Genomic DNA, 14621 nt, shown 5'->3' on the forward strand with positions numbered 1-14621 from the left:
CCGGCGGGAGCCTGCCGGTCCCTCCGGGCGCGGTCCGGCCGCTCCCGGGGCCGTCACAGCCCGCGAGACGTCACATGCGCGAGACGTTCCGCTCGTAGACCAGGCGCAGGCCGATCAGCGTCAGCCAGGGCTCGTGTTCGTCGATCACGGACGCCTCGCCGAGGACCATGGGCGCGAGTCCGCCGGTCGCGATCACCGTCACCTCTTCCGGGTCCTCGGCCAGTTCGCGTGCCATCCGCGTCACCACGCCGTCGACCTGGCCCGCGAAGCCGTAGAGGATGCCGGACTGCATCGCCTCGACGGTGTTCTTGCCGATCACGCTGCGCGGCCGGGCCAGTTCGATCTTGCGGAGCTGGGCGCCCTTGACCCCGAGGGCCTCGACCGAGATCTCGATACCCGGGGCGATGACACCGCCCGCGTACTCGCCCCGCGCGCTGACCGCGTCGAAGGTCGTCGCCGTGCCGAAGTCGACGACGATCGCCGGGCCGCCGTACAGCTCGACCGCCGCCACCGCGTTGATGATGCGGTCGGCGCCGACCTCCTTCGGGTTGTCCACCAGGATCGGCACGCCCGTCTTGATGCCCGGCTCCACGAGGACGGCGGGGACGTCGCCGTAGTAGCGGCGGGTCACCTCGCGCAGCTCGTGCAGGACGGAGGGGACCGTCGAGCAGATCGCGATGCCCTCGATGCCGTCGCCCAGTTCCTCGCCGAGCAGCGGGTGCGTCCCCATCAAGCCCTGGAGGAGCACGGCGAGTTCGTCGGCGGTGCGGCGGGCGTCCGTGGAGATGCGCCAGTGCTCGACGATGTCCTCGCCGTCGAACAGCCCGAGGACCGTGTGGGTGTTGCCCACATCGATGGTGAGCAGCATCAGGCGGCGACCTCTCGCAGGTCCAGGCCGATGTCCAGGATCCGGGAGGAGTGGGTGAGCGCCCCGACCGCGAGGAAGTCGACACCCGTCTCGGCGTACTCCCGGGCGTTGCCGAGGACGAGCCGTCCCGAGGACTCCAGCAGCGCGCGGCCACCGACGAGGGCCACCGCCTCCGCCGTCTCGCCCGGGGTGAAGTTGTCCAGCAGGATCAGGTCCGCGCCCGCCTCCAGGACCTCGCGCACCTGCTGGAGGGTGTCCGCCTCCACCTCGATCGCCAGATCCGGGAAGTGGTTCCGCACGGCCTTGAACGCCTCGGCGACGCCGCCCGCGGCGACCACGTGGTTGTCCTTGACCAGCGCCGCGTCGGAGAGCGACATCCGGTGGTTGACGCCGCCGCCGCAGCGCACCGCGTACTTCTCCAGCGCGCGCAGCCCGGGTGTGGTCTTCCGGGTGTCGCGGACCTTGGCCCCGGTGCCTTCGAGCACATCGGCCCAGGCGCGCGTGGCGGTCGCGATACCGGACAGCCGGCACAGCAGATTGAGCGCGCTGCGCTCGGCGGTGAGCAGATCCCGGGTGCGCGCGGTGACGCTCAGCAGCTTCTGGCCGGCCTCGACCCGGTCGCCGTCCTCGACATGCCGCTCGACCTCGAACTCGTCGGTGCAGACGACGGACAGAACGGCCTCGGCGATGTGCAGGCCCGCGACCGTGCCCGCCTCACGGGCCGTGAAGTCACCGGTGGCGACGGCGTCCTCGGGGACGGTCGCGATCGTCGTCACGTCCACACCGCCGTCGAGGTCCTCCTCGACGGCCACATGCGCGATGTCCTCGACCTGGACCGGGTCCAGGCCCGCGTCGGCCAGCAGCCGCGCGAGGGACGGGTCGAGCCCGCACTCCAGGTCGTCGGGGCCGTACTCCTCCCCGCCGCCACAGCCGCAGCCGTCGCCGCAGCCGCCACCGGCCGCGGCCGGGGCGCCGATCTGGATCAGCGGTACGTCCACGGGCTCGGGGCGCGATTCTTCTGGCGTGCTCACGGTTGGGGCTCCCTGGGTGCGTCGGCGGCTACGGGTACGTTCACAAGTACGGGGTCCACGGGCGGGAAGGCGGCCGTCGCGGTACGGCGGAGCGCCGGCGCGCGGTCGGGCATCAGGCGGACGACGAGATGGCGGCGCCATTCGGCGTCGTCGCGCTCCGGCCGGTCCTCTCGCCAGTGGCAGCCCCGGGTCTCCTCGCGCTCCAGCGCGGCCGCGACCAGGGCACGGGCGACACAGAGGAGGTTCGACGTCTCCCAGGAGTCGACGCCGGGCACGGCCGGTTTGCCGGGGCCCCCGCCGTCCCGCCCCGTGGCCCCGACCGCGTCGGGCTCGGCCTGAAGGGCGTTCCGGTGCACGGCTTCCAGCGCCCGGGCGGCCTCTTCCAGACTGCGGGCCGACCTGAGCACCCCGGCCCCCTCGGACATGATGCGCTGGATGCCGGCGCGCGCGTCGGGCGATATGAGCGGCAGCCGGACGGTGCCGGTGTCCGCGGGCTCCGCGGGACCGCGGCGCCGCGCTGGCCCGGCCGGGCCGCCGCGCGGCGCCGCCCCGGGACCCGCGGCGATGTCCGCCGCGATGCGCTCGGCGAAGACAAGGCCCTCCAGCAGGGAGTTGGAGGCCAGCCGGTTCGCGCCGTGCACACCGGTGCAGGCGACCTCCCCGCACGCGTACAGCCCCGGCACGGTCGTCCGGCCGCGCAGATCCGTACGGACTCCGCCCGACGCGTAGTGGGCGGCCGGGGCCACCGGGATCGGCTCGGTGACCGGGTCGATGCCGTGCGCGCGGCAGGCGGCCAGGATCGTGGGGAAGCGGTCCTCCCACATGCGCGCGCCGAAGTGCCTGGCGTCCAGATACATGTGCTCGGCGCCCTGCTCCAGCATTCTGCGGGTGATCGCCTTGGCGACGATGTCGCGCGGCGCCAGCTCCGCCAGTTCGTGCTGGTCGAGCATGAAACGGACGCCGTCCGCGTCGACGAGATGGGCGCCCTCGCCGCGTACCGCCTCGGAGACCAGGGGCTGCTGGCCCTCGGCCCCGGCGCCCAGGAAGAGCACCGTCGGATGGAACTGCACGAACTCCAGGTCCGAGACCTCCGCGCCCGCCCGCATCGCCAGCGCCACCCCGTCACCGGTGGAGACCGCCGGATTGGTCGTCGCGGAGTAGACCTGGCCCATGCCGCCGGTGGCGAGGACCACCGCGGGAGCGTGGACGGCGCCGACACCGTCGTGCTGCCCCTCGCCCATCACATGGAGGGTGACACCGGACGTACGGCCGTGCTCGTCCGTCAGCAGATCCAGGACCAGCGCGTTCTCGACCGTGCTGAGCGCGGCGTCCCGGACCGCTTCGACCAGGGCGCGGGAGATCTCGGCGCCGGTCGCGTCGCCCCCGGCGTGCGCGATACGGCGGCGGTGGTGGCCGCCCTCACGGGCGAGCTGGAGTTCGCCGCTCGCCGCGGTGTCGAAGTGCGCGCCCGTGCCGATCAGCCGGCGGACGGCCCCCGGGCCCTCGGTGACCAGGGTGCGGACGGCGTCCTCGTCGCACAGGCCCGCGCCCGCGACCAGCGTGTCGTCGAGATGCTGCTCCGGGGTGTCGCCCTCGCCGAGCGCCGCGGCGATACCGCCCTGGGCCCAGCGGGTGGAGCCGTCGTCGAGCCGGGCCTTGGTGACGACGACCGTACGGAGCCCGGCGGCGGTGCAGCGCAGGGCCGTGGTCAGACCGGCGACACCGGAACCGACCACGACGACATCGGCTTCGACGGCCCAGCCGGGTGCGGGGGCGGTCAGCCGTATTCCGGTTCCGGTCATTTCGGGACTCCGAACGTCAGGGTGATGTTGTCGATCAGCCGGGTGGCACCGACTTTCGCGGCGACGGCGAGGATCGCCTCGCCGGCGTGGTCGTCGGGGACCTCGGTGAAGTCGGCGGGATCGACCAGAGCCAGATAGTCGAGCGTCAGCGGTGGCACCGCCCGGGCTGCCTCGGCGAGGACGAGCCCGGCCGCGGCCCGTACGGCGTCGGCCCCGGGGGGCCTGGCCGCCGCCGCGGGGTCGCATGCCGCGGCCACCGCGTGGGTGTCGGCCGCCGCGCGGGTCTCGCCGAGGGCGGACAGCGCGGCGGCGCGGGCGCCGGTCACGGGCTCCGACTCGGCGCGGGCCCGCAGGGCGTGCTGGGCACCGAGGCGGTCCCGGGCCGCGAACAGCGCGGCGGAGAGGGCGAGCGCGGTACGGCGCTCCGGCCGGGACAGATACCTGTTCCGGCTGGAGAGCGCGAGACCGTCGTCCTCGCGGACCGTCGGTACGCCGACGATCTCGCAGGGGAAGTTCAGATCGCGGACCATCCGGCGGATCAGCGCGAGCTGCTGGGCGTCCTTGCGGCCGAAGAAGGCCACGTCGGGCCGGGTGAGATGGAGCAGCTTGGCGACGACCGTGAGCATGCCGTCGAAGTGCCCCGGGCGGGAGGCGCCTTCCAGCCGCTCTCCCATGGGTCCCGCGGCGATCCGGACCTGCGGGGCCCCGGAGGGATAGACCTCGTCCACGGACGGCGCGAAGACGGCGTCGGCGCCCGCCTTCTCCGCCACCCGGAGATCGGCGTCCAGCGTGCGCGGATAGCGGTCGAGGTCCTCGCCCGCGCCGAACTGGAGCGGATTGACAAAGACGGTGACCACGACGAAGCCCGCCGGCCCGGCATGGGCGCGGGCGGCCCGTATCAGGCTCGCGTGCCCGTCGTGGAGGGCGCCCATGGTCATCACCACGGCGGTGGGACCGGGGCCGGCGCGCCCCTTCAGGAGGCGGTCGAGGTCCGCGCGCTGGGAGGCGAGTTCGAAGGTCATCGGATGGTCTCTGTCTCTGTGTGCGCGGGACGCGCGGTCTCTGTCTGCGCGGGACGCGCGGCGGGCGCGGGACGGTGCGCGGAGAGCGGGGCTCTGTCTTCCAGGATCGCCCCGTCCGCGCACAGCGCGCCGTCTCCGGCGGCCCCGCGCGCGGCCGTGGTCATCGGCCGCCCCCGGCGCCGCCGATGTCTCCGGGGCGGTCCCCGTCCGCGAGGACATCGAGCAGGTCCGCCGCCAGCTCCGGCTTGAGCAGGCCGTGCGCGAGCGCCCGGTCCGCCGTCGTACGGGCCATCGCGAGGTATCCCGCGACGGCGCCGGGCGCGTGCTCGCGCAGCTCCGCGACGTGTGCGGCGACCGTCCCGGCGTCGCCGCGCGCGACGGGCCCGGTGAGGGCGGCGTCGCCGGAGCGCAGGGCGTTGTCCAGGGCGGCGCCCAGCAGCGGGCCGAGCATCTTGTCCGGGGCCGCGACCCCGGCCGTACGCAGCAGCTCCATCGACTGCGCCACCAGCGTGACCAGGTGGTTCGCGCCCAGAGCCAGAGCCGCGTGGTAGAGCGGACGGGATTCCTCCGCGATCCACTCGGGCTCCCCGCCCATCTCGATGACCAGCGCCTCCGCCGCGAGGCGCAGTTCCTCGGGCGCGGTGACCCCGAAGGAGCAGCCGGCCAGCCGCTGGACGTCCACCGAATTCCCCGTGAAGGTCATGGCGGGGTGCAGGGCGAGCGGCAGGGCGCCGGCGCGCAGGGCCGGGTCCAGGACCTTGGTGCCATAGCGCCCCGAGGTGTGCACCAGAAGCTGTCCGGGCCGTACGGCGCCGGTCTCGGCGAGCCCCTCGACCAGGCCGGGCAGGGCGTCGTCCGGGACGGTCAGCAGGACCAGATCGGCGCGCGCCAGCACCTCGGCGGGAGTGACCAGCGGGATGTCGGGCAGCAGCGCGGCGGCCCTGCGCACCGAGGCGTCCGAGACTCCGGAGACGGCGACCGGACGGTGCCCGGCGAGCCGGAGGGACGCGGCCAGCGCGGGCCCCACCCGGCCGGCCCCGACGACGCCCACGGTGAGCCGGGCCGGGCGGTCCCGGGGATCGAAGGATTCCTGTGCTGATGCTGGGTTCACTCGGCGGAGCCTTCCGTTCCAGTCCGCGGCGGGTACCGGACGATTTCCCGCCATGCTACGCCAGCGTCCGGCCCCCCATGAGGTTGTCCGGGGGCCCTGGGCGGCGGACGGCGGGTGGGCGATGATCTGCGCATGGAAGAGACGAGCGAGCAGGCCGCCGAGGTGTCCGGCGAGACGGCGGCGAAGGTACGGGCGCGGGACGAGCGGCGCCGCCGGCTGGCCGCGTGGCGGGCGTCCGGGCGGCAGTTGTGGCGGGCCTCCGCCGACCACCGGCTGGGCGAGCGGCTGGCCGCTCTCGCGGCGGACGCGGAATCCGTCTACGACCTGACCGACTGGACCGATGTCTACGGGGACGGGGTCGTCGCCGAGCTGGAGCGGCGGGTCGCCGGGCTGCTCGGCTTCCCGGCCGCGGCCTTCTTCCCGACGGGCACGATGGCGCAGCAGGTGGCGCTGAGGTGCTGGGCGGGGCGTACGGGCAACACCACCGTGGCGCTGCATCCGCTCGCCCATCCCGAGGTGCACGAGGGCGGCGCGCTCTCGTCCGTCAGCGGACTGCGTACGGTGCATCCGACCGGCGAGCCGCGCCTTCCGTCCGCCGACGAGATCCACGATCTGGCCGATCCCTTCGGCACCCTGATGCTGGAACTGCCGCTCCGGGACGCGGGCTTCGTGCTGCCGACCTGGGACGAGCTGGTCGCGACCGTGGAGGCGGCGCGCGAACGGGACGCGGTGGTGCACTTCGACGGCGCGCGCCTCTGGGAGTGCGTCCCGCACTTCGGGCGTCCGCTGGCGGAGATCGCGGGCCTCGCGGACAGCGTGTACGTGTCCTTCTACAAGTCTCTCGACGGCCTGTCCGGGGCCGTGCTCGCCGGCCCGGCCGGAATGGTCGAGGAGGCCCGGGTCTGGCGCCACCGCTACGGGGGCCAGCTCTTCCAGCAGTACCCGGCGGCCCTCTCCGCCCTGCTGGGCCTGGAGCGCGAACTCCCGCGGCTGCCCTCGTACGTGGCGCACGCCCGGGTGGTGGCGACGGCGCTCGCCGAGGGCTTCGCGGCGTCCGGGGTGCCGTGGTTCCGCGTCCATCCGGAGCCGCCGCACACGCATCAGTTCCAGGTCTGGCTGCCGTACCCGCCCGAGGTGCTGAACGAGGCGGCGGTCCGGCAGTCGGAGGAGACAAAGGTGACGCTGTTCCGCCGCTGGTTCGCCTCGGGCTCCGGCCCGCCCGGCGTCTCGGTCACCGAGGTCACGGTGGCGGAGCCGGGCCTGGAGTGGACGGCCAAGGACGTCCGGGCCGCGGTCGGGGACTTCCTGAGCCGGGTCGCGGAGGAGCAGCGGTCCGGCGGGTGAGCGGGCGCGCGGTGCCGCGGTCACGGCGCCGGCGGAGGGGTCAGCCCCCGCCGCCGGCCCGTACCAGGCCGGTCTCGTAGGCGAGAACGACGACCTGCACCCGGTCGCGCAGACCGAGCTTGGTGAGGATCCGGCCGACATGGGTCTTCACGGTCGCCTCGGAGAGCACCAGCCGCCCGGCGATCTCTCCGTTCGACAGCCCCTGGGCGACCAGCAGCATCACCTCGCGCTCGCGCCCGGTCAGCCGGTCCACCTCCTTGTGCTGCGGCTCGCCGCCGGTCGGGAGCATGGCGGAGAAGCGGTCCAGCAGCCGCCGGGTGGTCGACGGCGCGACCACGGCGTCCCCGCTGTGCACCGAACGGATCGCGCTCAGCAGTTCGCCCGGCGGCACGTCCTTGAGCATGAACCCGCTGGCGCCGGCCTTGAGTCCGGAGAAGGCGTACTCGTCCAGATCGAAGGTGGTCAGTATGAGCACCTTGGGCGGGTCGGGCTGGGCGCAGATCCGCCGGGTCGCCTCGACGCCGTCGAGCCGGGGCATGCGCACATCCATCAGTACGACGTCGACGGCGGTGGAGCGGAGGGCGTCGATCGCCTCCGCGCCGTCCCCGGCCTCCGCGACGACCTCCATGTCCGGCTGCGCGGCCAGCACCATACGGAAACCGGTGCGCAGCAGCACCTGGTCGTCGACGAGCATCACGCGGATCGGCATCTGCGGGTCCTTCCTGTGGGTTGTCCCGTAATCCCTGGTGGATCAGCGAGCCCGCCGGGGATGACGGGACGGCCCTCAGTGTGCGGGCTTCAGCGGCAGCAGCGCGCTGATCCGGAAGCCGCCGCCGGGCCGCGGTCCGGCGTCCAGCGTTCCGCCGACCATGCCGATGCGCTCCCGCATACCGATGAGCCCATGGCCGCGGCCGTCGGCCCCGCCGTCCTCGTACAGCTCGTGGGACGCCCCCCGGCCGTCGTCCTCGACAAGCAGTCCGAGCCCGTCGTCGAAGTAGACCAGCCGCACACTCGCCCCGACGTCCGGGCCGCCGTGCTTACGGCTGTTGGTGAGGGCCTCCTGCACGATGCGGTACGCGGTCAGCTCGACCCCGCTGGGCAGCGGCCTCGGGGTGCCCTCGATCTTGAAGTCCACGGCGAGACCGGCCCGGCGCACCTGCTCGACCAGGTCCTCTATCTGCCCGACATCGGGCTGGGGCACATACTCGCCGGTCTCCTTGGCGTCGCCGGTGCGCAGCACGCCCAGCAGCCGGCGCATCTCAGCGAGGGCCAGCCGGCCGGTGTGCGAAATGGTCTCCAGGGCCTGCTTGGCCTGGTCGGGCGCGGCGTCCAGCACATAGGCAGCGCCGTCCGCCTGCACCACCATCACCGAGACATTGTGCGCGACGACGTCGTGCAGCTCCCGGGCGATCCGGGCGCGTTCGGCGGCGACCGCCACCTTGGCCTGCGCCTCGCGCTCCTTCTCCAGCCGGGTGGCGCGCTCCTCCAACTGGCTGAAGTAGGCGCGGCGGGTGCGCATGGAGTCGCCCAGCACCCACGCGAGCACGAACGGCACGCTCATGACGACGGTGAAGAAGATCCGTCCCGCGGTGCTGGCCTCGTCCACGGGCCAGCGCACCTGCGATATCGGCGCGGCGAACATTCCGCCTATCAGGGCGAGCAGGGACGCCCAGCGTGGGCCGCCCTGCGCGGCCACGGTATAGATGACGACCAGCATCGCGAAGTCGGCCGGGTTGACCTTGACGTCCAGCACGACCTGCGCCGCGCCCAGGGCCGCCACGAGCAGCAGCGTCTTCTCCGGAGCCAGCCGGCGCAGCGCCACGGACAGGCTGAGCAGCATGACGACGGCCAGGGCCACCAGTCGCGGTCCCACACCGGTGTTCTCCTCGATCGCCCACAGCAGCGAGAACCCGAAGAGCAGGACAGCCCAGAAGCTGTCGACGCCCGTCGGGTGTCTGCGGAGGAAGTCGTAGAAGAGCTGCACGTAACCCAGCGTAGGGAGGCGGAAAAGGGCGGAGGGTCAACCGGAGGGCCGATCCGGTCGGCGGAAGCGTACTCCCCAAGGTGGAGACTTGACGCCGTGGCGGATGAGACGTGTAGGCCGGCGGGGGCACGGGGCAGAGGGCAGGGCTCCGCCGCGCGCCGGTGGCGCCAGGCGGCGGAGGCGGCGCTGTACGGCCCCGGCGGTTTCTATCTGCGCCCGGAGGGACCCGCCGGGCATTTCCGCACCTCGGTGCACGCCTCTCCGCTCTTCGCCGCCGCCGTCGCCCGGCTGCTGGCCGGCACCGCCCGGTCGCTGGGCACGGACGAGGTGGCGTTCGTGGACATCGGCGCGGGCCGGGGCGAGCTGCTGACCGGAGTCCTGGCCGCGCTGCCGGACGGGCTGGTGGTGCGGCCGTACGCCGTCGAGCGCGCGCCCCGTCCGCCCGGTCTCGACCCGCGTATCGCATGGCGCGCGGAGCCGCCGGCCGGGGTCAGCGGACTGCTCTTCGCCAACGAATGGCTGGACAACGTCCCCGTGGACATCGCCGAGACGGATCCCGACGGGGTCGTGCGGTATGTCCTCGTCCGGCCGGACGGCACCGAGGAGCTGGGTGTTCCGGTCGACGGGCCGGACGCGGAGTGGCTCGCCCGCTGGTGGCCCTCCGCGGGACCGGGCAGCAGAGCGGAAATCGGCCGCCCCCGCGACGAGGCGTGGACCGCCGCCGTCGCGACCCTGGAGCGCGGGCTCGCGGTCGCTGTCGACTACGCCCATACACGCGACGCCCGGCCGCCCTTCGGCACGCTCACCGGTTTCCGGGCGGGCCGGGAGGTACGTCCCGTGCCGGACGGAAGCTGTGATCTCACCTCCCATGTGGCGCTGGACTCCTGTGCGCTGCCGGGCGCGGAACTGACCGTCCAGCGCGAGGCGCTGCACCGCCTGGGCGTGAGCGGCGGCCGGCCGCCGCTGTCCCTCGCCGCCGCCGACCCGGCCGCGTATCTCCGGGCGCTCGCGGCGGCGGGCGAGGCCGGTGAGCTGACGGCTCGTGGCGGGCTCGGCGACTTCGGCTGGCTGGCGCAGCCCGTCGGTGTCGCCCTGCCGGACCTCATCGCTCCTCCCGGAACGCCCGCGAGCGCCGCCCGGGACCCCGGCACCGCTCGCGACGACCCCGGCACCGCTCTGAGAGACTGTCGCCCATGACGGAGACCACCCGGACGACGGTCGGCATCGGCGGCGCGGCGGAGAGCACCGACATGGTGCTCAACATCGGGCCCCAGCACCCCTCCACCCACGGTGTGCTCCGCCTCCGTCTGGTGCTCGACGGAGAGGTCATCCGGCAGGCCGAGCCGGTCATCGGCTATATGCACCGGGGCGCCGAGAAGCTCTTCGAGGCACGGGACTACCGGCAGATCGTGATGCTCGCCAACCGCCACGACTGGCTGTCGGCGTTCTCCAACGAGCTGGGTGTGGTGCTGGCCGTGGAACGGATGCTCGGCATGGAGGTGCCCGAGCGCGCCGTCTGGACCAGGACACTGCTCGCCGAGTTGAACCGCGTGCTCAACCATCTGATGTTCCTGGGCTCCTATCCGCTCGAACTGGGCGGTATCACCCCGGTGTTCCACGCCTTCCGGGAGCGCGAGGAGCTGCAGAGCGTGATGGAGGAGATCTCCGGCGGCCGGATGCACTACATGTTCAACCGGGTCGGCGGTCTCAAGGAGGACCTCCCGGCGGGCTGGCAGGGCCGGGCCAGGCACGCGGTCGCCGAGGTGCGTTCGCGGATGGACGTGTACGACCGGCTGGTCCTCGGCAATGAGATCTTCCGGGGCCGTACCCGCGGCGTGGGTGTGCTGTCCCGGGACGCGGTCCATGCCTATGGCGTGTCCGGGCCCATCGCCCGTGCCTCCGGAGTCGACTTCGACCTGCGCCGCGACGAGCCGTATCTGGCGTACGGCGAGCTGCGGGACACGCTGACGGTCGTCACCCGCGAGGACGGTGACTGCCTGGCGCGTTTCGAGTGCCTGCTGGAGCAGACGCACAACGCGCTGGCGCTGGCGGACGCCTGTCTGGACCGGATCGCGGAGCTCCCGCCCGGGCCGATCAACCAGCGGCTGCCGAAGGTGCTGAAGGCGCCCGAGGGCCACACCTACGCCTGGACCGAGAATCCGCTCGGCATCAACGGCTACTACCTGGTCTCGAAGGGCGAGAAGACGCCGTACCGGCTGAAGCTCCGTTCCGCCTCGTTCAACAACATCCAGGCGCTGACGGAGTTGCTGCCCGGGACGCAGGTCGCGGACATGGTGGCGATCCTGGGATCGCTGTTCTTCGTCGTCGGCGACATCGACAAGTAAGGGATTCCGGCCCCCGGGCGGCAACCGCCCGCCGCCGTACCGGCAATGGCGGGCGGAGGCCCGGCCCCCGCCCGCCACCGCTCGCGTCAGGAACTGATCGCGTCGCGCAGTCCGCCCAGTTCGAGCGGCTCGGTCTCGTCGTGCACGGTCAGATCGATCACCTGTCCCACGGCGCGGCCGTCGGCCCTGCGGCGCTCGGCGAGGACTTCCTCCCCGACCACGTCCGCGAGGTCCTCGCGCTCCTCCACGCCCGCCAACGGGGCGCCCGGCGCGGCCTCTTCGGCACCGGTGACCGTCGTGTCCCGCTCGGCGGCCTGGCCCTGGCCCCGGTCGTCCTCGGCGTCCTGCGGCGCGCTCTGCGCGGCCTGCGTACCGAAGAAGTCGAACCCGCCCTCCGGCCGGCGCACCGGGCGTCGCTCCGGGGAGTAAGGGACGATCGCGGACGCGACGGGCACCCGTGTCGCGGGGAGAGTGGACGAAGGACGGCTGTGCTGCTCTCCTCCAGCGGCCGCCGCGTGCTTCCCCTGTGGCTCCTCCGCCTCCGCGGCCCGCTCGGCGAGATCACGCTCGCGGGCGGCCTCCACGGTGCGCTTCGCCTGCTGCGCCGCGGCGTTGCGGGGCAGGCTGTCCAGCGCCCGCGCGGCGTCGGCGTACGCCGATTCCATGGCCGTACCGCCCGCGGCGGGCAGCGCCCTGGACTCGCCGGCAGCCTCCAGGGCGAGCCGGCGCCGGCCCTCCAGCGCGGTCGCCCGCTCCGTCTCCGCCGTGGCGTACCGCCGCAGCAGCGCGGCGTGTTCGCCCCGCAGTCCGGCCAGCTCGGCCCGCTTCGCGCGCAGTTTGCCTTCGAGCTTGCGGCGCAGCTCGCGCGACTCCTCGACATCGGCCTCGAGCTCGGCGACGCGCTCCTCGGTCCGCCACTGGTCGCTCTCGCGCCCGCGCGTCAGCTCGGCCACGCGGCGGCCCGCGCTCCGGTCCCAACTGCGCATGAAGACCGCGCCGGTGACGGCCACGGCGCCCGTCACGGCGACCAGACCGCGGAGCACCACGGGATCCGTGAAGACCCAGGCGCCCGCGGCACAGAGAACCGCGGCTCCGGCGACCGATGTCGGCGGCAGAAGCTTGTGGAGGGGTGGGGAATGGCGGTGGCGTCCACGTGGCATGGCCTGAAATTTACCGTGCGTGGGGGCCATATGGGGGGCCGGTCGGACAATCTTTCCCGGCCCGTTGCCGACTCCCCTCCCTTTCTTCTCCCGTTCCTCTGCGGAACTCCGTTTTGTCTGAGTGTTGTCCGAGTGGGTCTTGTCAGGCTCTCGACGCCGCCGGACGGCTACTTCTTGACCAGACCTTTGGACTCCAGATACTCCTTGGCGACGTCCTCGGGCTTGGCGCGCTCGGCGTCGACCTTGAGGTTCAGCTTCGCGAGATCGTCCGTTGTCAGGGCGGCGGTCAGCTTGCCCAGGACATCGGCTATCTCCTGCGAACCGGCGTCCTTGGCATTGACCACCGGAAGGACGTTGTCGGCGTTCTGGAGCTTCTTGTCGTCCTCAAGCACGACGAGTCCGAAACTGTCCAGCGTGCCGTCGGTCGTGGTGCTGAGGACCACCTGGTCCACACCGTCCTTGACGGCCTGCTTGGCCTGCGGGGTGCCGACGCCCTTGGGGTCGATGCCCGTCACATTGATGCCGTAGGTCTTCTTCAGGCCCGGCACGCAGAACGGCCGCACCTCGCACTCGTCACCTGCGGCGATCTTGACCTTGATCTTCGAAGCACCAAGATCAGAAAGCGTCTTGAGGTTGTTCTTCTCCGCGAATTCCTTGGTGACCGCGAAGGCATTCTGGTCGACGGCCTGGCCGACCGGCAGCACCTTCAGCCCGCGCGGCTCGGCGAGCTTCTTCAGCTCGTTGACCGTGGCGGCCGCGTCGCTGGACGCGAGGGGCTTCGCGTCGGCGCCGTTCACCTTGGCATTGAGGAATTCCGTGATCGTCGCGGCGTATTCCGGTACGACGTCGATCTCGCCCTTCTCCAGGGAGGGTTCGTACAGCTCACGGTTCTTCACCGTGGTGACGGACGTGGAGTATCCGGCGTCGCCGAGGATCTGGGAGTACAGCTCCGCCAGCACCTTGGACTCCGTGAAGGCCGCCGCGCCGATCACCAGCGTGCCCTTGTCACCGGAGCCGGACGCGGCGGCCGAGCCGCCCTTGTCCTTCTCCAGGCTGTCGCCGCCGCACGCGGCCAGCGAAGCGGTCAGAGCCACCGCTCCGAGGACCGCACCCGCGATGCGCGAGGTCTTGCTCATGAGGTTCACCATCTCCAAGAGGGAAGAAAAGGGGGTCGGTCGTCACACGGTCGTACGGGAGGAGGGCGTGCCGCCGGAGGGGTTCCCGGCACCGGACGCGCCGGACACATCGGTGACACCGGTGACACCGGACGGTCCCGAGGGGCCCGAGGCGATGGACGGAGCCGGATCGATCATCCGGTCCAGCGCCACCAGGACCCCCTCGACGAGCAGCGCGAGCAGCGCGACAAGCAGCGCGCCCGCGACCACCTGCGGAGTGTTGTACGTGTTGAAGCCCGCCGTGATGATCCGGCCCAGGCCGCCCTGGCCCACCATCGCCGCGATCGTGGCCGTGGCCACCACCTGGACGGAGGCCGACCTGAGTCCGGTCATGATCAGCGGATAGGCGAGAGGCAGTTCCACCCGCAGGAAAAGCTGCCGTCCGGACATGCCCATTCCCCGGGCGGCCTCCACCACCGCGCTGTCGACCCCGCGCATCCCGACATAGGCGTTGGTCAGCAGCGGCGGAACGGCGAAGAGCACCAGGGCGATGATCGTGGGCACATAGCCCGCGTTGCGCAGCGGCGAGACCATGAAGAGGGCCAGCACCGCGAAGACCGGGATCGCCCGGCCCACATTGGAGATATTGATGGCGAGCGCCCCGCCCTTGCCCACATGCCCCAGCCAGAGGGCCACGGGCAGCGCGACCGCGCAGGCCAGCGCGAGGGCGACACCGCTGACGTAGACATGCTCTCCGAGCCGGTGCCACACGCCGCTGTCACCGGACCAGTTGGCGCCGGTCGTCAGCCAGCTCCAGGCTTCTCCCAGGACACCCATGG

The 14621-nt window shown here is 72.7% G+C and carries 13 protein-coding genes; 3 read left to right on the plus strand and 10 right to left on the minus strand.

Translation table 11 applies throughout. From position 1 onward, the window contains the following. Positions 1–70 precede the first annotated feature (70 nt). The 5 genes from ABZ707_RS19595 to ABZ707_RS19615 all read right to left on the minus strand — a co-directional run bounded on the left by ABZ707_RS19595 (position 71) and on the right by ABZ707_RS19615 (position 5834). Positions 71–868 carry a type III pantothenate kinase gene (locus ABZ707_RS19595; RefSeq protein ID WP_360176109.1) on the minus strand — a complete coding sequence of 266 codons (798 nt, stop codon included), beginning with the start codon at positions 866–868 and terminating at the stop codon, positions 71–73. Beyond that, the gene (gene nadC / locus ABZ707_RS19600) at positions 868–1899 is read right to left on the minus strand and encodes a carboxylating nicotinate-nucleotide diphosphorylase (RefSeq protein ID WP_360176112.1); all 1032 of its coding nucleotides are present in this window, start codon (positions 1897–1899) and stop codon (positions 868–870) included. Before nadC ends, ABZ707_RS19595 begins: the two co-directional genes overlap by 1 nt. Further along, positions 1896–3701 carry an L-aspartate oxidase gene (locus ABZ707_RS19605; protein WP_360176115.1) on the minus strand — a complete coding sequence of 602 codons (1806 nt, stop codon included), beginning with the start codon at positions 3699–3701 and terminating at the stop codon, positions 1896–1898. The genes nadC and ABZ707_RS19605 overlap by 4 nt, the downstream gene beginning before the upstream one ends. Next, the gene (gene panC, locus ABZ707_RS19610) at positions 3698–4723 is read right to left on the minus strand and encodes a pantoate--beta-alanine ligase (RefSeq protein ID WP_360176118.1); all 1026 of its coding nucleotides are present in this window, start codon (positions 4721–4723) and stop codon (positions 3698–3700) included. Before panC ends, ABZ707_RS19605 begins: the two co-directional genes overlap by 4 nt. 160 nt (positions 4724–4883) lie before the next feature. Further along, positions 4884–5834 (minus strand): DUF2520 domain-containing protein, encoded by a 951-nt coding sequence (locus ABZ707_RS19615; protein ID WP_360176121.1) that lies wholly within the window; start codon positions 5832–5834, stop codon positions 4884–4886. A gap of 132 nt (positions 5835–5966) precedes the next feature. Here ABZ707_RS19615 and ABZ707_RS19620 point away from each other — a divergent pair, with 132 nt between their 5' ends. Next, on the plus strand, positions 5967–7178 hold the full coding sequence (locus tag ABZ707_RS19620; protein WP_360176124.1) for a beta-eliminating lyase-related protein: 1212 nt from the start codon (positions 5967–5969) through the stop codon (positions 7176–7178). A 40-nt stretch (positions 7179–7218) separates the two neighbouring features. Here the strand turns inward: ABZ707_RS19620 and ABZ707_RS19625 are convergent, their stop codons facing one another. Both ABZ707_RS19625 and ABZ707_RS19630 read right to left on the minus strand, forming a co-directional pair. After that, positions 7219–7887 (minus strand): response regulator transcription factor, encoded by a 669-nt coding sequence (locus ABZ707_RS19625; RefSeq protein ID WP_360176127.1) that lies wholly within the window; start codon positions 7885–7887, stop codon positions 7219–7221. Between the two features lie 75 nt (positions 7888–7962). Then, positions 7963–9162, minus strand: coding sequence for a sensor histidine kinase (locus ABZ707_RS19630; RefSeq protein WP_360176130.1), 1200 nt, complete (start codon positions 9160–9162; stop codon positions 7963–7965). Positions 9163–9348: 186 nt separating this feature from the next. Between ABZ707_RS19630 and ABZ707_RS19635 the strand changes: the two genes are divergently transcribed. Then, positions 9349–10359, plus strand: coding sequence for an SAM-dependent methyltransferase (locus ABZ707_RS19635; protein WP_360176780.1), 1011 nt, complete (start codon positions 9349–9351; stop codon positions 10357–10359). Further along, entirely contained in the window at positions 10356–11507 is a 1152-nt protein-coding gene (locus ABZ707_RS19640) for an NADH-quinone oxidoreductase subunit D (RefSeq protein ID WP_360176133.1), read from the plus strand. The genes ABZ707_RS19635 and ABZ707_RS19640 overlap by 4 nt, the downstream gene beginning before the upstream one ends. Positions 11508–11593: 86 nt before the next feature. Here the strand turns inward: ABZ707_RS19640 and ABZ707_RS19645 are convergent, their stop codons facing one another. The 3 genes from ABZ707_RS19645 to ABZ707_RS19655 all read right to left on the minus strand — a co-directional run bounded on the left by ABZ707_RS19645 (position 11594) and on the right by ABZ707_RS19655 (position 14619). Then, complete coding sequence (locus ABZ707_RS19645) at positions 11594–12667, minus strand: hypothetical protein (protein ID WP_360176136.1); 1074 nt, start codon at positions 12665–12667, stop codon at positions 11594–11596. 167 nt (positions 12668–12834) lie between these two features. Further along, positions 12835–13803, minus strand: a complete 969-nt coding sequence (locus tag ABZ707_RS19650; RefSeq protein WP_360176139.1) for an ABC transporter substrate-binding protein — start codon at positions 13801–13803, stop codon at positions 12835–12837. Positions 13804–13845: 42 nt separating this feature from the next. After that, positions 13846–14619, minus strand: a complete 774-nt coding sequence (locus ABZ707_RS19655) for an ABC transporter permease (protein ID WP_360176142.1) — start codon at positions 14617–14619, stop codon at positions 13846–13848. Positions 14620–14621 lie beyond the last annotated feature (2 nt).

It is taken from the genome of Streptomyces sp. NPDC006923 (genome assembly GCF_040635655.1).
In the GTDB taxonomy this organism is placed as follows: Bacteria; Actinomycetota; Actinomycetes; order Streptomycetales; family Streptomycetaceae; genus Streptomyces.